We start from the raw sequence: 21,975 nt of genomic DNA, 5'->3' as shown, positions 1-21,975 counted from the left end.
CTCGATGGATGCCATGACGCGGCTACGGTTTCCCGAGCCGTTCGATGGCAGATTGTAATGGTGCGTCCGAAACGCGGATCAGCCCGAGATATGGGTTCGCCATGTCCGAAACCAGGAAGATGGCGCCGGCGACGGATAGGGCGCAGACGAGCAGAATTGACAGCACCGTCAGATTGGCCGGCGCCTGCAGCCCGAAGGTCGCAAAGAGCAGCGAGAGCCAACAGACGAGAACGGTGACAAAGGCCCATGGCAGACCCTCTTCTCCGGATTCGACCAGCAGCCAGTGGGCCTCGGCCATCATGCCGCTCACCTCAACAGCACGCGCTTGGAGAGAGTGCTGCACGGCACCCCTCGGCAACAGGGATCGAAGGACGGCCTGAACCGCCTCGATATCCTGATATTCCCCCGGCGCATTGCCGAATGTTTCGTCGGTGGTCTCGGCAGTCCAGCCGCGGCTCAGCCGTCTCTCTATGAGTTCACGCAGCAATTGACGCGCTTTGTCGGTTTCCGGCCCGTATTGCGCCATCACGCGGTCAAGCAGGAGTACCCGTGCCGCGGCCGTTCTCATCTCCACTTCGGCATTGTCATAGGACGACTTGGCGGATGCAATCAGAAGGCCGAGCGTCAGAGCCGACAGCGTTCCCACCACCGCGGTCGCCAGCCTGATGACGTCCTTGGATTCTGCATTGAGATGGTGATCCGGCAAACGGCCGCGCACCACCAATCCTATCGATGTTGCCATCGACAGAAAAACAAATACAAGCCCGCCAACCAACAGTGAGCCCAAGTCCGGCCTCCGTATCGCCACGTAAGTCCTGCAGCCACCCTGCAAGCTGTGCAATAGCTCCCGTCATCATAGCGGAAGACGGACCAAGCGCGGAACTCTTAACTTCCAGATCTTGTGCGGCCGTAATCGGACGGATTTCATTGCTGGAAAATGAGCAGCACGTAAGCCAGGAAAAGCACCAGATGGACCGCACCTTGCATGAGATGCGTGCGGCCGCTGGCAAAGGTGATGATGCTGACGGCCAGAGTGAGCAGGAGCATCACCAGATCTCCATGTTCGAGGCCCAGCTTCACCGGGTGCCCGTAAAGACGGCTGATGACAAGCATTGCCGGCACCGTCAGCCCGATCGTTGACAGCACCGAACCAAGGAAGATGTTGACGGAACGCTGAAGATTGTTGGCGATGGACGCACGCACGGCGCTGATTGCCTCGGGCGTCGCGACAAGGATAGCCATGACAACACCGCCAAATGCGGTTGGGGCATGCAGGGTTTCGATAATGTAATCGATCGGCCGGGCAAGCTGTTCGACGAGAAAGACGACGGGAGCCATATAGGCGAAAAGCAGAATGGCATGGGGCCAGACCGGCCCGCGGGGAGGAGCATGTTCACCATGATGCTCGTGACGATTGCTGTCGTCGGTGAAATAGCCCCGATGGCGGCCGGCCTGAAGAAACAGAAACGTAGCGTAAAGACCGACCGATATTATACCGAGTATCAGTTGTCTCGGTGCGGATGGATGCTGTCCGTCCGGGCCTGCAAGAAATGTCGGCATCACCAGGCTCAGGGTCGCCAGCGGCACGATGACCCCGAGATAGGCGTTGGCGCCCTGCAGGTTATGCTGCTGTTCCGGTCGCCGCCATGCGCCCAGCAGCAAGGACAGGCCGACCATGCCGTTCAGGATGATCATGACGACTGCGAACAGCGTGTCGCGCGCGAGCGTGGGATTGTTCTCGCCGTGAAGCATGACGGCTGATATTGCCATCACCTCGATCGAGGTGATGGCAAGCGTCAGAATAAGCGTGCCGTAGGGCTCCTTCAGCCGCTCAGCCAAATGATCCGCGTGGCGCACGACCGACAGTGCGGAGCCGAGGACGACGGCAAACAGCCAGACGAAAACGACAGTGAACCATAGCGGATCGGCAAGCCGACCGAAGAGCTGCTCCTGGAAGGCAAGAAACGCTAAGCTCGTCACGATGCTGACGCCCAGGAACCATTCCTCGCGCACCAGGCTGGTTGCGCCGACGGCGCGCAATGCCGGACCCTCCGTCATCGAAACCATCCGCCTTCTGGCAAGTGCCGCCGCAATGCGATCATCAACACCATGGTGTCCGTCCGCTGTTCTTTTGCCTGTCCCATGAGCAGGCACAGACGACGCTGCCTCAAGGCGAACCGAAGCTCAAGTCAGATCGTAAATCACTGATTGAAACTTGTAGGGCTCTGTCGTTCATCACCCACGGATCTCGACAAGGGAGCAGTCGCCGACGGTCGATCACGCCGCGCCTTGGGTTATTCGCGGCCGGTCGCCGGGATTGCCGCGCCGGTGACGACGGCTGCGGCCGGCGAAATCAGGAAGGCGATGAGGCGGGCGATCGATTGCGGCGATACCCAGCCGTCCGTCTTCGCATCAGGCATGGCCGCGCGGTTCTCAGGCGTGTCGATTGTCCCGGGCAGGATGCAGTTGGCGGTGATGCGGTCGTCGCGGCATTCGGCAGCGATCGCCTCGGTCAGCCGGATGACGGCGGCTTTCGAGGCGGCGTAAGCGGCCTGCTTGGCGCCGGCCTTCAGGCCGGGCGCGGCGGCGACATGAACGATGCGGCCGTAGCCTGCCGCCTTCATGGTCGGGAGAACCGCGGCGCTGATTGTCAGCGCAGTGCGGGCGTTTGCGGTCATCATCGTCTCCCACTGCGCGGGCGCCTCCGGCCCGACCGGTCCCATCTGGAAACCGCCGACGGTGTTGACCAATGCGCTGACGCCGCCAAAGCGCTTGACGGCCCGGGCGACGGCGGCGGCGCAGGAGGCATAATCGGTGAGATCCGTTCCCGCGATCGACAGAAACTCCGTGGAGGCAGGAAGATCGCCGGCCAAGGCTTCCAGCTCACTGCTCGAACGGTTCATGCAGACGAGTTTCGCGCCGGCGCTGGCAAGCTCGCGGACAACGGCGCTGCCGAGGTTGCCGCCGGCTCCCGTGACGATCACGGCTTTCTGGTCTTTCATGGCAATCGATCTCCTGGCGGTGCCCGCGCTCGACGGTGCGGCGCATTGTTGATCCAGGCTGCGCGGTAGTGCAAGCCCGCCGCCCAACACAGGTCAGATGTTTGCGAAACGGCCCGCGGAGCTATCTGCGGGCCGTTCGTCTTTGATCGTCTGTCGGACGTGATTTCAGTGATATTTCGCGCGTTCGCGGTCGAGGATGACAGGCGCGTCGAGGCCTGAGATCGGACGGGTGACATCGGCCGGGATGTCGCCGGTGAGCTGCAGGTCGAGATAACGGGCGCAGCAGACCCGCAGGAAGGACGTGAAGTTGCCGAGATCGTGGCCGGCATCGATCGATTCATGATGCAGCCGGGTGATCAGCTGGACGACATTCATGCCGTCGCGCCGGGCGATCTCCTCGAGCTTCGCCCAAAAGAAATTCTCCAGTCTGACGCTGGTGACCATGCCGTCGATGCGCAGCGATCGGGTAGCGCTTTCCCAGAGCCGAGCATCCGCCTTGATAAACAGTTCACACATATCGTCCTCCCCCGTGCCGCCCTTCTCAGGCGGCGTTGGTTTCGAGCAGGGCCGCGGCATCGAGCACGGCCATGAACTGGCGCAGCCAGGACGGATGCGCCGGCCAGGCGGGCGCCGTGACCAGATTGCCGTCCGAGACTGCATCGTTGATTGATATGTCGGCATAGATGCCGCCGGCAAGTTCGACTTCCGGCCGACAGGCGGGATAGGCCGAGCAGGTTCGGCCCTTCAACACACCGGCGGCGGCGAGCAGCTGGGCGCCATGGCAGATGGCGGCGACGGGTTTTCCTGCGTCGAAGAAGTGCCGGACGAATTTGATGACATCGGCGTTGAGGCGCAGATATTCGGGCGCACGGCCACCGGGAATGACGAGGGCATCGTAATCTTCGGCGCGCACGCTGTCGAAGGTGGCGTTCAGCGCGAAATTATGGCCGCGTTTTTCGGAATAGGTCTGGTCGCCATCGAAATCGTGGATGGCGGTGGCGACGGTGTCGCCGGCCTTCTTGCCGGGGCAGACGGCATCGACCATGTAGCCGCAGGCGAGCAGTGTCTGGAACGGCACCATCGTTTCGTAATCTTCGGTGAAATCACCCGTGATCATCAGGATCTTTGAGGCTGGCATCGTTTCCTCCCTTTGAAACCAACTGGCGGAGAGTAGCAAAGAGCAGCGGAGAGCAGGTACTATGGGAATACTACAGGCGAAATTCGCACGCGATAAGGCGACGGCATCAGATCGCCCTGACCTTCACATCAGGCACCGTGCAAGCCTCGCCACCGCCGAAGAGGCGGGAGCGGGTCAGGAAGCGTTTCTCGCGGCCATTGTCGAGCGAGAACATGCCGCCGCGGCCGGGCACGACGTCGATGATCAGCTGCGTATGCTTCCACGCCTCGAACTGGCTGGCGCTGATATAAACAGATACGCCGCCGATCTCGCCGAGTTTGACATCGCTGTCGCCGATCAAGAATTCGTTAGCCGGGTAACACATCGGTGAGGAGCCGTCGCAGCAACCGCCGGACTGGTGGAAGAGGATATCGGGATGATCCCGTTTGATTTCCAAGATCAAATCGAGGGCTGCGTCGGTTGCGAGAACACGCGGTTCGCCGTTGACGGTGGTTTCCATTGTTCTTCCTCCAGTTTGGAGAGGAGAATTCCTCTCCCCAACCCCTCCCCACAAGGGGGAGGGGCTAAGCTGTGGCACCGGCTCGCAAGACAACAAGCCGGCTGCATATGCTGCGCTCAAGAGTGATACGGCGAGGGCCGCATGTTAAGCCCCTCCCCCTTGTGGGGAGGGGTTGGGGAGGGGTTTGAGACCTTCCACCACGCGAAAGCGTCTCAGAAGAAGCCGAGTGCCTTCGGGCTGTAGCTCACCAGCATGTTCTTGGTCTGCTGGTAGTGGTCGAGCATCATCTTGTGGGTTTCACGGCCGATGCCCGACTGCTTGTAGCCGCCGAAGGCGGCATGGGCCGGGTAGGCGTGATAGCAGTTGGTCCAGACCCGGCCGGCCTGGATCTCGCGGCCGAAGCGGTAGCAGCGATTGGCATCGCGGCTCCAGACACCGGCGCCGAGACCGTAGAGCGTGTCGTTGGCGATTTCGAGCGCTTCCTTCTCGTTCTTGAAGGTCGTGACCGAAACAACCGGTCCGAAGATTTCTTCCTGGAACACACGCATCTTGTTGTGACCCTTGAAGATCGTCGGCTTGACATAATAGCCATTCGCCAACTCGCCGCCGAGATCGTTGCGCGAGCCGCCGGTCAGCACTTCCGCGCCTTCCTGCTTGCCGATATCGAGATAGGCGAGGATCTTTTCCAGCTGCTCCGTCGAGGCCTGAGCGCCGATCATCGTCGTACTGTCGAGCGGGTTGCCCTGCTTGATCGCCTCGACGCGTTTGACCGCCTTTTCCATGAAGCGGTCGTAGATCGATTCCTGGACGAGGGCGCGGCTCGGGCAGGTGCAGACTTCGCCCTGGTTGAGGGCAAACATCGCAAAGCCTTCGAGCGCCTTGTCGAGGAAGTCGTCGTCTTCCGCCATCACATCGGCGAAGAAGATGTTCGGCGATTTGCCGCCGAGCTCCAGCGTCACCGGAATGAGGTTCTGGCTGGCATATTGCATGATCAACCGGCCTGTCGTCGTCTCGCCGGTGAAGGCGATCTTGGCGACGCGCTGGCTGGTCGCCAGCGGCTTGCCGGCTTCGAGGCCGAAACCGTTGACGATGTTGAGCACGCCGGGTGGCAGGAGATCGCCGACGAGTTCGGCCCAGAGCAGGATCGAGGCCGGTGTCTGCTCGGCGGGCTTCAGCACGACGCAGTTGCCGGCGGCAAGCGCAGGTGCCAGCTTCCAGGTGGCCATCAGGATCGGGAAGTTCCACGGAATGATCTGGCCGACGACGCCGAGCGGCTCATGGAAGTGATAGGCCACGGTATCGTGGTCGATCTCGCCGATCGAACCTTCCTGGGCACGAATGCAGGAGGCGAAGTAGCGGAAGTGGTCGATCGCCAGCGGAATGTCGGCCGCCATGGTTTCGCGGATCGGCTTGCCGTTGTCCCAGGTCTCGGCCTGAGCGAGCAATTCCAGCTTGTCTTCCATGCGCTGGGCGATCTTCATGAGGATATTGGAGCGCTCGGCAGCGGAGGTGCGGCCCCATTTTTCCTTAGCCGCATGGGCGGCGTCGAGCGCAAGATTGATGTCCTTTTCATTGGAGCGGGGAATGTCGCAGAGTTTGCCGCCGGTGACGGGCGTCAGGTTTTCGAAGTATTTTCCCTCGACCGGCTCGCGCCATTCGCCGCCGATATAGTTGCCGTATTTCAGCTTGAACGGCGACTCGACGATTTTCTGATGAAGCATGTCATCCTCCCTTGATGATCCAGGTTCCCAAGCGAAACCAGTGGGAGGAAAATGTGCATATTTTGGCGGAGGGAATAGGGTGGGTCTTCCATACCGCAGTGCACAGTGTCGCAGACCTGCGACAGCATCGCTTCACGATTGCGGGCGGCGAACCTTGATCAGTGGAGGTCGAGCTTTTTCATCTTCCTGTGCAGCGTGGCGCGGCTGATGCCGAGGGCGATCGCCGCCTGCGAGACATTGCCGCTTGCACGCGACAGCGCCCGAAGCAGGGCCGCTTTTTCCGCCTCGACGATCTCGTCCTGCTGGGAGACGCCGGCCTCGTGCAGGGCATCGGCGGCAGGAATGCCGGCGGCGATGCGTTTATCGTCCAGCTGCAACGCGATGCGGGCGGCGCGCGTTGCGCCGAGCACGAGATCGTGCCTGTCGACGGCAAGCAGGGCGGCGGCGGAATTGGCGCCGGCCGGAACCATCAGGAATCGGGCGCCTGTAAAGGCGGAGCGGAACAGGTTGAGCTCGATGCGCATCGCTGCATCGCGCACAGTCTGCGTCAGGATTGCCAGCGTCATTTCGTTGACGTCTTCGCGGCAGGTGGAGATGTCCAGCGCCGCGGCCAGCCGGCCACGGTGATCGCGGATCGGCGCCGTCGTGCAGCTCAGGCTGGTGTTCGAACAGAAGAAATGCTGATCGCGGAAAATGGCGACGGCACGCTCGTCGGCAAGTGCGGTGCCGATGCCGTTGGTGCCGATGCTGGCCTCGGTCCAGACCGAGCCGGTCCAGAGACCGAGTTGGCGAAATTCCTTGTCGTCTCCGGCAGCGCCCCGGCGCTCCAGCGCGATGCCGTTCTTGTCGGTCAGAAGCAGGCAGCAGCCGGCCCGGCCAACGGTGGTAAAGAGACGATCGAGCTCTTCCGTCGCGCTGGCGATCAGCTGTTCGGACTGTTCGCGCGCACGGCGGAATTCCTGGTCGGTGAGGCGCAGTGGAGCCCGCTGGTCCTCGGGGGCGAGCTGGTGCATGGTCATGCACCGCCGCCATGAGGCAACCACAGGAGAACTGGCCGCCGCAGAGTCGCGCTGGGCAGACGTGTAGACGTGCTCGGCGTGTGCTGAGTGTTCGTGCATCGGCTCCTCCCACCGAACTTCAGCACATTCTGATGGAAAAGCGGTTGGTTTGCAATCGGCCGGTACTGGCGGTCGTCAGCATGCGGGGCTTCCTGACGAAAGTGGCGGAAATCACATTTCGGTGTTTTGGCGGCCATGGCGTAACAAAAGACCCTCGCTCTCGTAGTTCTGTACGGAAGCAAGGTTTGCCAGACGAGGAGATCCGACCATGCTGAATAGACGATTGTTGCTGATGGGCGCCGCTTTTGGGGCGTTTGCGGTTCAGCTGGGCCTGGCCGGCGAGGCGATCGCCGCCGAGACGTTTGCGGTGACCCACACCAAGGAGGAATGGCGCAAGCTGCTGACGCCGGATCAATATGTCGTCCTGCGCCAGGCGGGGACGGAACATCCCTTCACCAGTGCCTTGCTGCATGAGGAGCGAAAGGGCAATTTCGCCTGCGCCGGCTGCGACCAGGACCTCTTTTCCTCGACCACCAAATTCGACAGCGGCACCGGCTGGCCGAGCTTCTGGGCGGCGCTCGAAAAAGCCGTCGGCACCACGAGCGACACGACTCTCGGCATGGTGCGTAACGCCGTGCACTGCAGCCGCTGCGGTGGGCATCTCGGCCATGTCTTCGATGACGGCCCGAAGCCAACCGGGCTTCGCTACTGCATGAATGGTCTCGCCATGACATTCCGTCCGGTCTCTGCCTGATTGAGGGATGATCTTGTTGTTTTGCCTCAGGGCTGGCGGCCGCCAGCGCTCTAGCGCTGCAGCCAGGCTTCGATGCCGCGGGCTGCCGCCCGGCCGGTCGCCAGGCAGGCGGTGAGGAGATAACCGCCGGTCGGCGCTTCCCAGTCGAGCATTTCGCCGGCGACGAAGGTGCCCGGCAGTGCCTTCAACATGTAGTTTTCGTCGATGCCGGTCCAGCGGATGCCGCCGGCCGAGGAGATCGCCTCGGCGATCGGCCGGGTTTCGATCACCGGCACCGGCAGGGCCTTGATCATGCCGGCGAGGCGCTCCGGATCGGTTCGGTCGCGCTCGGGAGCGAGTTCGCGCAGCAGCGCAGCCTTGACGCCGTTGAGGCCGGCGCCCTTGCGTAGGCGGTTTGAAAAGCTCGATTTGACGTCCTGCCTGGCAAGGTCGCGGCTCAGCCTCTCGATGGTGCGGCCAGGTGCGAGGTCGAGCGTCAGGACGGCGCTGCCATGGTTCAGCAGCCGATCGCGCAACGCGGCCGTATGGGTATAGACGAGGCTGCCTTCGATGCCGCTGCCGGTGATGACGAATTCGCCGGGAAACGTGCCGGCCTCGGACGTGGCGGTGACTGATTTTACCGGCTCGCCGGCGAAACGCTCGCTAAAGTTGCCGCTCCATCCGACGGCGAAGCCGCAATTGGCGGGTTGAAAAGTGTCAATGTCCACACCCCTGCCGGCCAGCCAAGGCACCCAGGCAGCATCGGAGCCGAGGCGCGGCCAGCTTGCGCCGCCGAGCGCCAGCAGGGCTGCGTCGCATTGAACGATGCTGCGCCCTTCGGGCGTTTCGAAAACATAGCCGTCTTCGGCAAAACCGGTCCAGCGGTGGCGGGTGCGCAGCGTGGCGCCCTGTGCCTCCAACCGCCTGAGCCAGGCGCGCAGCAAAGGCGAGGCCTTCATCACCTTCGGGAAAACCCGGCCGGACGAACCGATGAAGGTTTCCGTCCCGAGCTTGCTTGCCCAATTCCTGATATCATCAGGGGTAAACTCATCAAGAGCGGGGCGCAGACGGGCGGAGGCCGCTCCGAAGCGCGTGGTGAAACAGGCATAATCCTCGGAATGGGTGATGTTGAGACCGGACTTGCCGGCCAGCAGGAACTTGCGGGCAAAGGTCGGCATGGCGTCGTAGACCGTCACCGCATGACCGGAACGGGAAAGCAGTTCCGCAGCCGCGAGACCCGCCGGGCCGCCGCCGATGATTGCAATCCGCTTCTGGTTCATTGATATCTTCGCCCGATTCTCTCTGTATTCAGTTTTGGCGCGGGCGCGGATCGCCTGCAAGGGCAGAGATCAGTGGTGCGGATGCGTGCATTGGCCGTGGTCGGCGAGAACCTCGATGACGCGGCATTGGTCGACGCGGCCGTGGCCGCAGCCTTCCACCATGGTTTCCAGCTCGGCCTTCAGCGCCATCAGGCTGCGGATGCGCTGCTCGACCTCGATCAGGCGGGCCTTGGCGATGGCGTCGGCCGAGGCGCAGGACTGGTGCGGATCGTCCTGCAGGGTGAGCAGCGTGCGGATCGCCTCGATCTCGAAACCGAGTTCGCGGGCGTGGCGGATGAAGGCGAGACGGCTGATATCGGCAGGCTCGAAGGAGCGCTGGTTGCCCTCGCTACGGCTCGGGGCCGCGAGCAGGCCGATGCTTTCATAATAACGCACCGTCGGCACCTTGACGCCGCTCTGGCGGGCGGCTTCACCAATGGTGATCTTTTTCATCATTTTCCTCTTGCACCTCTAGTCGCTAGAGGATGTAGGAGGGATGCTTCTATTTGACAAGGAAGCGGATCATGGCTGAGAGCGAGACACGATACCGGGTTGGCGGCATGGATTGCGCCTCCTGCGCAACCAAGATCGATACGGCGGTCAGACGCTTGACGGGTGTCGCCGATGTTTCCGTTTCGGTGATGGCGGGCACGATGACCGTCCGCCACGATGGCAGCAGCGATCTCAAGGCGATCGAGAAGAAGGTGACCGGGCTCGGCTATTCCGTCGCGCCGCTTGCCGGAACCGCTGCGCCTGCTCGTACTCAGGGCTCGCAACATCATCACGACCATGGACATGATCACCGCGATCATCCTCACGATCATGGCGAGAAGGAAATCGAGGGGCTGCACGGGCACGACCATGCGCCGATGGCCGGTCCCTGGTGGCAGAGCAGGAAGGGCCGGCTGACCATCCTTTCGGGTGCAGCACTCGTTGCCGCCTACACCGTCGGCCATCTCGTGCCGGCGATCGCGTCCTATGCCTTCACCGTCGCCATGCTGATCGGGCTGGTGCCGATCGCGCGGCGCGTCATCATGGCCGCCTTCTCAGGAACACCGTTTTCGATCGAGATGCTGATGACGATCGCCGCCGTCGGCGCCGTCATCATCAATGCCGGCGAAGAGGCGGCAACCGTCGTGTTCCTGTTCCTCGTCGGCGAGTTGCTGGAGGGGGTGGCGGCGGGCAAGGCGCGCGAAAGTATCCAGTCGCTGACGGGTCTGGTGCCGAAGAATGCGCTGCTCGAAAACAATGGCCAGACGCGGGAAGTGCCGGCAGAAAGCCTTGCTGTCGGCGCCATCATCATGGTTCGCCCTGGCGACCGTATCTCGGCGGACGGCATCATCATCTCAGGCGAGAGTGCGATCGACGAGGCGCCGGTGACGGGCGAGAGCACGCCGGTGCGCAAGGGCGTCGATGCCGTCGTTTTTGCCGGTACGGTGAATGGCGATGCGGTGCTCAGGGTTCGCGTCACGGCCGCCGCGGCCGACAATACCATCGCCCGCGTCGTCAAGCTGGTGGAGGAGGCACAGGAATCGAAGGCGCCGACCGAACGCTTCATCGATCGGTTTTCGCGCTATTACACGCCCGGCGTGCTCGTGGTCGCAGCACTCGTCGCGGTCGTTCCGCCGCTGCTGTTCGCTGGGCCGTGGGGCGAATGGGTCTATAAGGGCCTTGCCATCCTTTTGATCGGCTGCCCCTGTGCGCTCGTCATCTCGACGCCGGCGGCGATCGCCGCCTCGCTTTCGGCAGGTGCACGGCGCGGGCTGTTGATGAAGGGCGGCGCGGTGCTGGAAACGCTCGGCAAGGTGACGATGGTCGCCTTCGACAAAACAGGCACGCTGACTGAAGGCAAGCCTCAGGTGACTGACATCATTTCCTTTGGCCCGAGCGAGGCGCAGGTGCTGTCGCGCGCGGCGGTGTTGGAGCAGGGTTCCAGCCACCCGCTGGCACTGGCGATCCGCAATCGCGCCAAGGCGGACGGCGTTCCCGTGCCGCCGGCCTTCGAGCTGGAAGCGCTGCCGGGTAAGGGTGTCAGCGGCAAGGTTGGTGGCGAGACGTTGGATCTGCTATCGCCGCCTGCCGCCCGCGAGCGCGGGACGCTCAGCGCGGAACAGGATGCATGCATCACGGCGCTGAACGACGAGGGAAAGAGCGTGTCGGTGCTGCTCGTCAACGGTGTTGCGGCCGGCCTGATCGCCATGCGCGACGAGCCGCGCGAGGATGCCGAGGCCGGGCTCGCTGCCCTCAAATCAGCCGGCGTCAAGGCGATGATGCTGACCGGCGACAACAAGCGGACGGCAGCAGCCGTTGCCGGCATGCTCGGCATCGGCTGGCGCGGCGAGATGATGCCTGAGGACAAGCAGCGGGTCGTCGGCGAATTGAAGCGCCAGGGCTTCGTCGTCGCCAAGGTCGGCGACGGCATCAACGATGCTCCGGCACTGGCCGCGGCCGATATCGGCATCGCCATGGGCGGCGGCACCGACGTGGCGCTGGAGACGGCGGATGCGGCCGTGTTGCACGGACGCGTCGGCGATGTGGCGCGAATGATCGAACTTTCCAAACGCACGATGCGCAACATCCTGCAGAATATCACCATCGCACTCGGGCTTAAGGCGGTGTTCCTGGTGACGACGATCGCCGGCATCACCGGTCTCTGGCCGGCGATCCTCGCCGATACCGGCGCCACCGTGCTGGTGACGATCAATGCGCTGCGGCTGCTTCGGATAAAGATATAACATTTCTGACTTCCTCCCTCCGGCGTTCGTCACCGGGGGGATGTCCTATCGACGATTCGGGCCCAATCTTGAATCGAAAATCGCGGGACCGGCCATAGGGTCGGCTCTCTTCATCGGGGCTTTCTCCACAGCCTGCTTTCCTTAAGCTTTCGTTATCCGTGTTTTTCACAGGAACGTAGCGATTTCAAATCTGTCGTAACGCAATGCACAAACCATCCGTTGACGCGAATTTGGATTGGCGTACTATATCTAGTGTTCGAGGTTCCATCGATTCGTAGGGATCGATGGCTAAGACGGGAATTCGGTGCGTTTCGCCATCATGGCGCGGCAATGCCGGAGCTGCCCCCGCAACTGTAAGCGGCGAGCAACTGTCCGATTTCAGGTCACTGGAGCATGATGCTCCGGGAAGGCTGGGACAGGGTGCTTTGACCCGTGAGCCAGGAGACCTGCCTCGAACGAAACGTCCACGGGCGGGGTGTCCGGAAGGTCGCGTTGCATGGCTGCGGGGAATCTCCGCATCGCGTTTCGCAGGCCCGAACCTTCGCCCCCGAAACCTTCCTATTGAGCCACTTCGGGGTGAAGTCATGTCAGTATCTCAGTTCAGGCCGCCACCCGCTAGAGGTAGAGGGCGGAGTACGCCCAGCGGCTAAATAGCCGCATAGCTCAAATCACCGAGATTTTTCGACGGATATCGACAGATTTCCGATCAATGTCCTGCGTCCCAATCGCGTCGTCACGAGGAATATTATGACCATCACCGTCTACAGCAAGCCTGCCTGCGTCCAGTGCACTGCCACCTACCGCGCTCTGGACCGCCTGGGTGTCGACTATGACATCGTCGATATTTCGCAGGATGCCGAAGCGCTCGATCGCGTCCGCAGCCTCGGCTACATGCAGGCGCCTGTCGTCATCGCCGGCGAGCAGCATTGGGCCGGCTTCCGTCCCGACATGATCAGCGCACTTTCCTGAGCTGAGGACAGACGATGGGGCTGATCGTCTATTATTCCAGCCGATCCGAGAATACCCATCGGTTCGTCGCCAAGCTCGGACTGCGCGCGGCGCGCATTCCGCCAATTGGCGCAGACGCGTTCCAAATTCGCGAACCCTTCGTGCTTGTTGTGCCGACCTATAGCGGCGACGGCGGCAAGGGTGCCGTTCCCAAGCAGGTGATCCGTTTCCTCAACGATGCGGAAAACCGAGGACACATCCGCGGCGTGATCGCTGCGGGCAACAGCAATTTCGGCGAGACCTATGGGCTCGCCGGCGACGTGGTCTCGCAGAAATGCCAGGTGCCTTACCTCTACAGGTTCGAGCTCATGGGCACCGAAGACGATGTCGCCAAGGTCAAACACGGAATGGAACGATTTTGGACACGGGAACAAATCTGACGCGGGATGCGGGCGCAAAACCGCATCACACATTGGCTCATCCCGCCGGCGAACGCCCTTTGAAAGTGGCGGAAGCGCTCGACTACCACGCGCTGAATGCGATGCTGAACCTCTATGACGACGAGGGGCGGATCCAGCTCGACAAGGATCGAATGGCTGCCAAGCAGTATTTCCTGCAGCATGTGAACCAGAACACGGTGTTCTTTCACAATCTCCGCGAAAAGCTCGATTACCTCGTGACCGAGGGCTATTACGAGCAGGAGGTTCTCGACCAGTATTCCTTCAATTTCGTGCGGGATCTGTTCGACCAGGCCTATGCCAAGAAGTTCCGTTTCCCGACCTTCCTCGGCGCCTTCAAATACTACACCAGCTATACGCTGAAGACCTTCGACGGAAAGCGCTATCTCGAGCGCTATGAGGACCGCATCTGCATGGTGGCGCTGGCGCTTGCGCGCGGCGACGAGGCCCTTGCCCGCGACATGGTCGACGAGATCATTTCCGGCCGCTTCCAGCCGGCGACGCCGACCTTCCTCAATGCCGGCAAGAAGCAGCGCGGCGAACTGGTTTCCTGCTTCCTGCTACGCGTCGAGGACAATATGGAATCGATCGGCCGGTCGATCAATTCGGCGCTGCAATTGTCGAAGCGAGGCGGCGGCGTGGCGCTGTCGCTGACGAACATCCGCGAGGCGGGCGCGCCGATCAAGCATATCGAGAACCAGTCCTCTGGTATCATCCCAGTAATGAAATTGCTCGAAGACAGCTTCTCCTATGCCAACCAGCTCGGTGCGCGCCAGGGCGCGGGCGCCGTCTATCTCAATGCTCATCACCCCGACATCATGCGCTTCCTCGACACCAAGCGCGAAAATGCCGACGAGAAGATCCGCATCAAGACGCTGTCGCTCGGTGTCGTTGTGCCCGACATCACCTTCGAACTCGCGAGGAATAACGAGGACATGTACCTGTTCTCGCCCTGTGACGTGGAGCGTGTTTATGGCGTGCCCTTCACCGAGATCTCGGTGACGGAGAAGTACCGCGAAATGGCTGATGATGCCCGCATCTCCAAGAAGAAGATCAAGGCACGCGAATTCTTCCAGGTGCTTGCCGAAATCCAATTCGAGAGCGGCTACCCCTACATCATGTTCGAGGACACGGTGAACCGGGCGAACCCGATCGCCGGGCGCATCTCGATGAGCAATCTCTGCTCGGAAATCCTGCAGGTGAGCGAGGCCAGCGAATATCATGACGACCTCTCCTACAAGCATCTCGGCAAGGATATTTCCTGTAATCTCGGCTCGCTGAACATTGCGGCAGCGATGGATTCGGCCGATTTCGGCAAGACGATCGAGACCTCGATCCGGGCGCTGACGGCCGTTTCCGACATGAGCCACATCTCCTCGGTGCCTTCGATCGAGAAGGGCAATGACGAGAGCCATGCGATCGGCCTCGGTCAGATGAACCTGCACGGTTATCTCGCCCGCGAACGCATCTTCTACGGCTCCGAGGAAGGCGTCGACTTCACCAATATCTATTTCTATACGGTGACCTATCACGCGATCCGCGCCTCGAACCTTTTGGCGGTCGAGCGGCGCCAGAGCTTCAAGGGCTTCGAGGATTCGAAATATGCCTCCGGCGAATATTTCGACAAATATACAGACCGGCTCTGGGAGCCGGCGACGGAGACCGTGAAGGCGCTGTTCGAGACGTCAGGCATCCATATTCCGACGCAGGAAGACTGGGCCGCGTTGAAGAAGGCGGTGATGGCCTCCGGTCTCTATAACCAGAACCTGCAGGCGGTGCCGCCGACAGGCTCGATCTCCTATATCAACCACTCGACCTCCTCGATCCATCCGATCGTCTCGAAGATCGAGATCCGCAAGGAAGGCAAGATCGGCCGCGTCTATTATCCGGCGCCGTTCATGACCAACGACAATCTCGACTATTATCAAGATGCCTACGAGATCGGGCCGGAGAAGATCATCGACACCTATGCGGCGGCGACCCAGCATGTCGACCAAGGCCTGTCGCTGACCTTGTTCTTCCGCGACACGGCAACGACGCGCGACATCAACAAGGCGCAGATCCATGCCTGGAAGAAGGGCATCAAGACGATCTACTACATCCGCCTTCGCCAGATGGCGCTGTCCGGCACCGAGGTGCAGGGCTGCGTGTCTTGTACGCTGTGAGTTGATTTCGGCCGCGAGCCTTTGAGCAATTGGCCCCTCATCCGCCTGCCGGCACCTTCTCCCCGATGGGGAGAAGACATCTGCGGCAAGCGCGACATCCCCTCTCCCCTCGGGGAGAGGGTAGGGTGAGGGGGCTCCGAGCGCCATCAAATCTATTGGAAGGACATAATCACCATGAACATCGCCGTAAAGCCGGTCACCCATGTGCGCGCCGTCAACTGGAACCGCATCGAGGACGAGAAGGATCTCGAAGTTTGGAACCGGCTCACCGGCAATTTCTGGCTGCCGGAAAAGGTGCCGCTTTCCAACGACATTCCCTCCTGGGCAACGCTGACGGCGGCCGAGCAGCAGCTGACCATCCGTGTCTTCACCGGATTGACGCTGCTCGACACGATCCAGAACGGCGTCGGTTCCATCCGGCTGATGGAGGATGCGGCGACGCCGCATGAGGAGGCGGTGCTTTCCAACGTCTCCTTCATGGAGGCGGTGCATGCACGCTCCTATTCCTCGATTTTCTCGACGCTGTGCTCGACGCCCGATGTCGACGATGCCTATCGCTGGTCGGAGGAGAACGAATTCTTGCAGCGGAAATCGGCGGTGATCATGGAGCAGTATCGCTCCGGCGATCCGTTGAAGAAGAAGGTTGCGAGCGTCTTACTCGAAAGCTTCCTGTTCTATTCCGGCTTCTACCTGCCGATGTACTGGTCGAGCCGCGCCAAGCTGACCAATACGGCCGACATGATCCGACTGATCATCCGCGATGAGGCGGTGCACGGCTATTATATCGGCTACAAGTTCCAGCGCGGGCTGGAACGGCTCGGCGACGAGCGGAAGCAGGAGATCAAGGATTTCGCCTTCGAGCTGCTGCTCGAACTCTACGACAACGAGGCGAAATATACCGAAGCGCTCTATGACGGCGTCGGGTTGACCGAGGACGTCAAGAAATTCCTGCATTACAACGCCAATAAGGCGCTGATGAACCTCGGCTATGAGGCGCTGTTCCCGGGTGAGGCGTGCAAGGTCAATCCGGCGATCCTGTCGGCGCTTTCGCCGAATGCCGACGAGAACCACGACTTCTTCTCCGGCTCCGGTTCCTCCTATGTCATCGGCAAGGCGGTGGCGACCGAGGACGATGACTGGGATTTCTGAGGCTTGATCGCCGTCTGCCTCTTATCATTTGATCTCGGATCGCCCACATTCAGCGGAAACTAAATTTGGTCCTCGCCGATGATGTGGCGTAGCGGGAGTTTTTGATGTCGTCTTTTTTGAACAAGGCCGGGACTGCCGTCGAAGCGGGCGAAGGCGTCTGGCCGATCCGCAGAAGACGGATTCTCGACTGGCTGGTGAACGAGACGCGCGGCGAGCGGTTCATCGACAATATCCTGGTGGACATGTGCGAGAAGCTGCTGGCGGCAGGGGTGCCGGTGGCGCGGGCGACATTGCATTTCAGGACGAACCATCCGCAATGGGTAGGTGCCCGCATTCTCTGGAAAGAAGGCCTCGCGGAAGCGAAGATCGACACATTTGCCTATGGTATCGAAAACACGCCGGAGTTTCTGAACAGTCCCGTCAACGCCATCCATCAGGGTTCGGAGGAGGTGCGCAAACGGCTGGAAGGCACAACCGACGGCGACGAGGGTTCATTCTATCAGGAACTGCGCGATGACGGCCTTATGGAGTATATCGCCTGGCCCCTCGAGCATACATTCGGCAAGCGGCACGTCGTGACATTTTCCACCAGCCGCCCGGGCGGTTTTACCAGCGAGCATGTCGATTTCCTGCGCGACCTGCTGCCGGCATTAACTCTCGTCAGCGAAATCAGGCTGAAGAATATCATGGCGCGCACACTGCTGCAGACCTATGTGGGACCGCATGCGAGCGAACAGATCCTGTCGGGCGTCACGACGCGCGGTAGCGGCGCGACCGTCGGTGCGGCGATCATGATCTGCGACCTGCGCGACTTTACCGCAATCTCCGATCTCTGGCCGCGCGACGATGTCATCCATCTGCTCAACGACTATTTCGACGCCATGTCGGACCCGATCGAACGGCATGGCGGAGAGATCCTGAAATTCATGGGCGACGGATTGCTGGCGATCTTCCCGTTAGCCAAGGAAACCGCCTGCCTCGATCTGCTGCAGGCGATCCGCGAAGGGCAGACATCGATGGCTGAGCTGAACGAGCAGCACGTGCGCATGGGGCGCGAACCGCTGCGTTATGGCGTCGGGGTGCATGTCGGCGATGTCATGTACGGCAATATCGGCTCGCGTACGCGCCTGGATTTCACCGTAATCGGCCCGGCGGTCAACGTCGCCTCGCGGCTGGAAAGCCTGACCAAGGAGGTCAAGCGTCCGGTGCTCCTGTCACGAGCCTTCGTCGAAATGGCGGGCTGCGCGCAAGATATGGACAGTCTCGGCACCTTCCCGCTGCGTGGGCTTGGAGAGCCCGTCGATGTTTTCGCCTTTCCGGAGCGTGTTGCTGCATAATTCAGTGCAGGCGGCCTCATACTCCTCGTTTGTTTCCCCAGAGCAGCACGTGCAATTGCGGTAGTACGCGAACTTCAAACCATTGGTCGGCCGTCACCCTTTCGACAAGCCAGTGCATCCGATCCATCACGCCGTCGAGATCGATGCGCGCATCGTCGTCTTCGGGCGGCGGCGGCGTATGATTGCCCGGCTGTAGGAACAAGGGAATTTGCGGATAGCGTTGACCCGCCTGCTGGGCGAATGCGTAGTCGGCATCGTCGAAGACGACGATCTTCAATGCGACCTCCGGTCCGCCGGCCGCCAGTTGAAGACAGTTATCGACCTGGTCCCAATCCGTCAGCATGCCGCTTGATGGCGGTTTGGGGCTGATGACGAGGATATCGAGATCGCGAAACCAAGCCTGAGCCACGCTGCCCTGTGTTTCCAGGGCGAAGCGATATCCTTGCGAATGGCCGAGCTCGATCAGTGGCCTTAACGGCTGGATCGCCGGATTGCCTCCGGAAAGGGAAACCGTCAGCGGCTTGCCTCCGGAGAGTTTCATGACCTCGTGCCAGATGGTCTCGACCGACATGGGAATCCACTGATTCCGGAACGCACTGTCGACCGCGTGAAGGCTGTCGCACCAGGAACATCTGTAGTCACAGCCGCCTGTCCTCACGAACACCGTCGGCAGCCCGATCAAGGCGCCTTCACCCTGTATGGTCGGGCCAAAGATCTCGCTGACGCGAATGGTTCCGCCACTCACGGCCTGTACTCCGCCCAGGTTTTCGGCGTCTCGCTGACGCGAACGGACGATGTCTCCGGGAAGCGCTGCTTGCACCAGTCGTAGAAGTGCCTTGCCAGGAATTCGGAAGTGACTTTCGAATGGCCGAAGACGTCGTTCAGGTGACGATGATCGAGAGCTTCGTCGATATAGCGCTTGAGCGGCGAGAGATCGTGATAGTCACGGACGAAGCCATCATCATTCAGGCTTTCCGCAGCCAGTTCGACGACGACGATGTAGTTGTGACCGTGGAGCCGAGCACATTGATGGTCGGCAGGCAGGTGATCCAGTTGATGGGAGGCGGAGAGATGAAACTCCTTGGTGATGCGGTACATCAACGCACCTCCATGGCCGAGTATCGCGACACGGCCGCTCTCCAGAAATCCCGGTCTTCGTACAACGTAGGATCGGGGACGCCGGCAAGATGAAACGCTTCGCGACGTTCCACGCAGGTTCCGCAGCGCCCACAGTGGAGCTCGCCGCCCTTGTAGCAGGACCAGGTTTCCGAGAACGGCGTGCCGTGTTTTTCGCCGTCAACCACGATCGCCGCTTTGGAAACATCGACGTAGGGGGCAAGCAGTTTAACGCTGGCATAACCGTCCAGCGCTTCGTTCTGCATGCGCTGGAAGGCATCGATGAAGCCCGGCCGGCAGTCAGGGTAGATGAAGTGGTCGCCGCCGTGCACGGCGACGGCAACGGCATCTGCTTTTTGCGCGGCAGCCAAGCCGAACGCGATTGCCAGCATGATGGCGTTGCGGTTGGGCACCACGGTGGCCTTCATGGTCTCCTCGGCGTAGTGGCCATCCGGAACCTCAACATTGTCGGTCAGGGCCGATCCGCTGAGATGACCGCCGATGCCGGCGATGTCGATGACATGATGGGGAACGAAAAGCCGAGCGGCACAGCTCGCGGCGAAGTCAAGTTCCTTGCGATGCCGTTGGCCGTAGTCGAAGGAGACGAGACCGATAAGCTGTTGTTCCGCTGCTACCTTGTGGGCAAGCGTAACGGAGTCCAGTCCGCCGGAGCAGACGACGATGGTTTTCATATTTTGGATCCCTTGTTTTGACCGGGTGGGCTGCGACCGGATTACGCGGTGCTTCTATGACAAATCACGCGCCATGCAAACAGTTTTAAAACGTCGGCCATCACAGCCGGGCGGCTACCCGACCGGAAAGTTGATCTGCGATGACAGCAGGAGCTGCAGATCCTCGGCGTCCGGATTGTTGCCATGGTTCCGTCAGCAATCCAAAAATTCATATAAAATTCAAGCAGATGTCCTAGTAGTCATATTTTTCTCGGGAGTCGAGAAAGGACTTGACGACAGAAGGCTTATAACGCTTTAAATTGTTAACCGCGCGGAGGAGCGCGGCCGCGTGTTGACTACTGCAAGGTGGTAAACATCGGGCGGCGGGGAGGGTCCTGCCGCCGATTTTCAATGGGAGGAAATTCATGCGCAAGTTTTTGAGCTCGGCAGCTGTTGCTGTCGTGATGATGGCTGGCCTCAGTGCTGCCCAAGCCGCCGACGTGAAGGAAGTGCAGATGCTGCACTGGTGGACGTCTGGTGGTGAGGCTGCGGCGCTGAACGTCTTGAAGCAGGATCTTTCGAAGGAAGGTTTTGCCTGGAAGGACGTGCCTGTTGCCGGCGGTGGCGGCGATGCGGCGATGACGGCGCTGAAGGCGATGGTGGCGGCCGGCACCTATCCGACGGCCTCGCAGATGCTCGGTTATACCGTGCTCGATTATGCTCAGGCCGGCGTCATGGGCGACCTGACCGAGACGGCGAAGAAGGAAGGCTGGGACAAGTCGGTTCCGGCAGCCCTGCAGAAGTTCTCGGTCTATGACGGCAAGTGGGTTGCCGCCCCCGTCAACGTCCACTCGGTCAACTGGCTGTGGATCAACAAGGCGGTGATGGACAAGATCGGCGGCACTGAGCCGAAGACCTTCGACGAGCTGATCGCCCTGCTCGACAAGGCCAAGGCCGCCGGCGTCATCCCGCTGGCGCTCGGTGGCCAGAATTGGCAGGAAGCGACGATGTTTGATTCCATCGTGCTGTCGACCGGCGGTCCGGAGTTCTACAAGAAGGCCTTCAACGACCTCGACGAGGAATCGCTGAAGTCCGACACGATGAAGAAGTCCTTCGACAATCTGGCGACGATCATCAAATATGTCGACCCGAACTTCTCGGGCCGCGACTGGAATCTCGCGACCGCCATGGTCATCAAGGGTGACGCGCTGGTGCAGGTGATGGGCGACTGGGCCAAGGGCGAATTCGTCGCCGCCAAGAAGACGCCGGATACCGACTTCCTGTGCTACCGCTTCCCCGGCACCGACGGCAGCGTGGTCTACAACTCCGACATGTTCGGCATGTTCAACGTTCCAGACGACCGCAAGGCGGCCCAGGCAGCACTTGCGACGGCAACGCTGTCGAAGAGCTTCCAGTCGGCCTTCAACGTCGTCAAGGGTTCTGTTCCGGCCCGTACCGACGTTCCCGATACCGACTTCGACGCTTGCGGCAAGAAGGGCATCGCCGACCTGACGGCAGCAAACGAAGGCGGCACGCTGTTCGGCTCGCTGGCGCAAGGCTATGGCGCTCCTCCGGCGATCGCCAATGCCTATAAGGATGTCGTCTCGAAGTTCGTACACGGCCAGATCAAGACCTCCGACGAAGCCGTCAAGCAACTCGTCCAGGCGATCGACGACGCCCGCTGAGACCGGTGTGATGACAAATGCTTCCCCGCGTGCTCCGCGGGGAAGCTTCAGGCTTCGCGCCGATCATGCGGGATGATCATGCCCGGACAATGATGCAGAGCCGATCATGCAGGGCCGATTGCGGGAAGGAGATGACATTCCATGAGCACCGTTGCGACCACCGATCCGGTTCTGACGCCGAGGCAATCGACGGGGATCTCGTTGAGGGGCCGGCTGCAGGATGCGCTGCCGAAGATCGTCT

General features: G+C 61.2%; 21 protein-coding genes, 1 pseudogene and 1 riboswitch. Of the genes and pseudogenes, 9 read left to right on the top strand and 13 right to left on the bottom strand.

What is annotated here, in order from left to right; genetic code table 11:
• Positions 1-22 precede the first annotated feature (22 nt).
• The 8 genes from RWJ89_RS32990 to RWJ89_RS32955 all read right to left on the bottom strand — a co-directional run bounded on the left by RWJ89_RS32990 (position 23) and on the right by RWJ89_RS32955 (position 7,478).
• The gene (locus RWJ89_RS32990) at positions 23-787 is read right to left on the bottom strand and encodes a DUF4239 domain-containing protein (RefSeq protein WP_131644665.1); all 765 of its coding nucleotides are present in this window, start codon (positions 785-787) and stop codon (positions 23-25) included.
• Between the two features lie 137 nt (positions 788-924).
• A complete protein-coding gene (locus tag RWJ89_RS32985; RefSeq protein ID WP_131666897.1) occupies positions 925-2,058 on the bottom strand; it encodes a calcium:proton antiporter in 1,134 nt (377 codons plus the stop codon).
• Positions 2,059-2,294: 236 nt separating this feature from the next.
• Positions 2,295-3,002 carry an SDR family NAD(P)-dependent oxidoreductase gene (locus RWJ89_RS32980; protein ID WP_020051779.1) on the bottom strand — a complete coding sequence of 236 codons (708 nt, stop codon included), beginning with the start codon at positions 3,000-3,002 and terminating at the stop codon, positions 2,295-2,297.
• A gap of 165 nt (positions 3,003-3,167) precedes the next feature.
• Positions 3,168-3,518 (bottom strand): ribbon-helix-helix domain-containing protein, encoded by a 351-nt coding sequence (locus tag RWJ89_RS32975; RefSeq protein ID WP_003543205.1) that lies wholly within the window; start codon positions 3,516-3,518, stop codon positions 3,168-3,170.
• Between the two features lie 25 nt (positions 3,519-3,543).
• Positions 3,544-4,140 carry a DJ-1/PfpI family protein gene (locus tag RWJ89_RS32970; RefSeq protein ID WP_131666895.1) on the bottom strand — a complete coding sequence of 199 codons (597 nt, stop codon included), beginning with the start codon at positions 4,138-4,140 and terminating at the stop codon, positions 3,544-3,546.
• A gap of 106 nt (positions 4,141-4,246) precedes the next feature.
• Positions 4,247-4,639, bottom strand: a complete 393-nt coding sequence (locus RWJ89_RS32965; RefSeq protein ID WP_131666894.1) for a DUF779 domain-containing protein — start codon at positions 4,637-4,639, stop codon at positions 4,247-4,249.
• Positions 4,640-4,851: 212 nt separating this feature from the next.
• Positions 4,852-6,360: an aldehyde dehydrogenase gene (gene adh / locus RWJ89_RS32960; RefSeq protein ID WP_168285206.1), complete on the bottom strand. Its 1,509-nt coding sequence runs from the start codon at positions 6,358-6,360 to the stop codon at positions 4,852-4,854.
• A gap of 158 nt (positions 6,361-6,518) precedes the next feature.
• A complete protein-coding gene (locus tag RWJ89_RS32955) occupies positions 6,519-7,478 on the bottom strand; it encodes a helix-turn-helix domain-containing protein (protein ID WP_168285207.1) in 960 nt (319 codons plus the stop codon).
• Between the two features lie 208 nt (positions 7,479-7,686).
• Between RWJ89_RS32955 and msrB the strand changes: the two genes are divergently transcribed.
• The gene (gene msrB / locus RWJ89_RS32950; protein ID WP_316032029.1) at positions 7,687-8,172 is read left to right on the top strand and encodes a peptide-methionine (R)-S-oxide reductase MsrB; all 486 of its coding nucleotides are present in this window, start codon (positions 7,687-7,689) and stop codon (positions 8,170-8,172) included.
• Between the two features lie 50 nt (positions 8,173-8,222).
• Here msrB and RWJ89_RS32945 read toward each other — a convergent pair whose 3' ends face one another.
• Together RWJ89_RS32945 and RWJ89_RS32940 are read right to left on the bottom strand one after the other, a co-directional pair.
• A complete protein-coding gene (locus RWJ89_RS32945; RefSeq protein WP_222062804.1) occupies positions 8,223-9,431 on the bottom strand; it encodes a TIGR03862 family flavoprotein in 1,209 nt (402 codons plus the stop codon).
• A gap of 69 nt (positions 9,432-9,500) precedes the next feature.
• A complete protein-coding gene (locus RWJ89_RS32940) occupies positions 9,501-9,923 on the bottom strand; it encodes a MerR family transcriptional regulator (RefSeq protein ID WP_027689385.1) in 423 nt (140 codons plus the stop codon).
• A gap of 71 nt (positions 9,924-9,994) precedes the next feature.
• On the opposite strand from RWJ89_RS32940, the gene RWJ89_RS32935 reads away from it, so the two are divergent.
• The 6 genes from RWJ89_RS32935 to RWJ89_RS32910 all read left to right on the top strand — a co-directional run bounded on the left by RWJ89_RS32935 (position 9,995) and on the right by RWJ89_RS32910 (position 18,262).
• On the top strand, positions 9,995-12,205 hold the full coding sequence (locus RWJ89_RS32935) for a heavy metal translocating P-type ATPase (protein ID WP_316032028.1): 2,211 nt from the start codon (positions 9,995-9,997) through the stop codon (positions 12,203-12,205).
• 242 nt (positions 12,206-12,447) lie between these two features.
• Positions 12,448-12,673: riboswitch (cobalamin riboswitch) on the top strand.
• A 279-nt stretch (positions 12,674-12,952) separates the two neighbouring features.
• On the top strand, positions 12,953-13,174 hold the full coding sequence (nrdH, locus tag RWJ89_RS32930) for a glutaredoxin-like protein NrdH (RefSeq protein ID WP_018243700.1): 222 nt from the start codon (positions 12,953-12,955) through the stop codon (positions 13,172-13,174).
• 14 nt (positions 13,175-13,188) lie between these two features.
• Positions 13,189-13,593: a class Ib ribonucleoside-diphosphate reductase assembly flavoprotein NrdI gene (gene nrdI, locus RWJ89_RS32925; protein WP_077976448.1), complete on the top strand. Its 405-nt coding sequence runs from the start codon at positions 13,189-13,191 to the stop codon at positions 13,591-13,593.
• The gene (nrdE, locus tag RWJ89_RS32920) at positions 13,572-15,776 is read left to right on the top strand and encodes a class 1b ribonucleoside-diphosphate reductase subunit alpha (protein ID WP_316030121.1); all 2,205 of its coding nucleotides are present in this window, start codon (positions 13,572-13,574) and stop codon (positions 15,774-15,776) included. Before nrdI ends, nrdE begins: the two co-directional genes overlap by 22 nt.
• Before the next feature lie 174 nt (positions 15,777-15,950).
• Complete coding sequence (gene nrdF, locus RWJ89_RS32915; RefSeq protein ID WP_316032027.1) at positions 15,951-16,925, top strand: class 1b ribonucleoside-diphosphate reductase subunit beta; 975 nt, start codon at positions 15,951-15,953, stop codon at positions 16,923-16,925.
• 104 nt (positions 16,926-17,029) lie between these two features.
• The gene (locus RWJ89_RS32910) at positions 17,030-18,262 is read left to right on the top strand and encodes an adenylate/guanylate cyclase domain-containing protein (protein WP_316032026.1); all 1,233 of its coding nucleotides are present in this window, start codon (positions 17,030-17,032) and stop codon (positions 18,260-18,262) included.
• A 16-nt stretch (positions 18,263-18,278) separates the two neighbouring features.
• Here the strand turns inward: RWJ89_RS32910 and queE are convergent, their stop codons facing one another.
• Genes queE through queC form a run of 3 tightly spaced genes read right to left on the bottom strand, consistent with a single transcriptional unit; the run spans position 18,279 to position 20,070 of the window.
• Positions 18,279-19,007 carry a 7-carboxy-7-deazaguanine synthase QueE gene (gene queE / locus RWJ89_RS32905; RefSeq protein WP_132615036.1) on the bottom strand — a complete coding sequence of 243 codons (729 nt, stop codon included), beginning with the start codon at positions 19,005-19,007 and terminating at the stop codon, positions 18,279-18,281.
• Positions 19,004-19,360: a 6-carboxytetrahydropterin synthase QueD gene (queD, locus tag RWJ89_RS32900; protein ID WP_020051764.1), complete on the bottom strand. Its 357-nt coding sequence runs from the start codon at positions 19,358-19,360 to the stop codon at positions 19,004-19,006. The genes queE and queD overlap by 4 nt, the downstream gene beginning before the upstream one ends.
• A complete protein-coding gene (gene queC, locus RWJ89_RS32895) occupies positions 19,360-20,070 on the bottom strand; it encodes a 7-cyano-7-deazaguanine synthase QueC (protein ID WP_316032025.1) in 711 nt (236 codons plus the stop codon). The genes queD and queC overlap by 1 nt, the downstream gene beginning before the upstream one ends.
• 404 nt (positions 20,071-20,474) lie before the next feature.
• Here queC and RWJ89_RS32890 point away from each other — a divergent pair, with 404 nt between their 5' ends.
• Positions 20,475-21,734 (top strand): ABC transporter substrate-binding protein, encoded by a 1,260-nt coding sequence (locus RWJ89_RS32890; RefSeq protein ID WP_316032024.1) that lies wholly within the window; start codon positions 20,475-20,477, stop codon positions 21,732-21,734.
• A 141-nt stretch (positions 21,735-21,875) separates the two neighbouring features.
• Positions 21,876-21,975 (top strand): annotated as a pseudogene (locus RWJ89_RS32885) (sugar ABC transporter permease); the annotation flags it as partial.

The organism is Rhizobium sp. 10PS4, assembly GCF_032464805.1.
GTDB lineage: Bacteria > Pseudomonadota > Alphaproteobacteria > Rhizobiales > Rhizobiaceae > Rhizobium > Rhizobium laguerreae.
The sequence above is the reverse complement of the archived record's forward strand: the minus strand, read 5'-3'. Positions and strand labels throughout refer to the sequence as shown.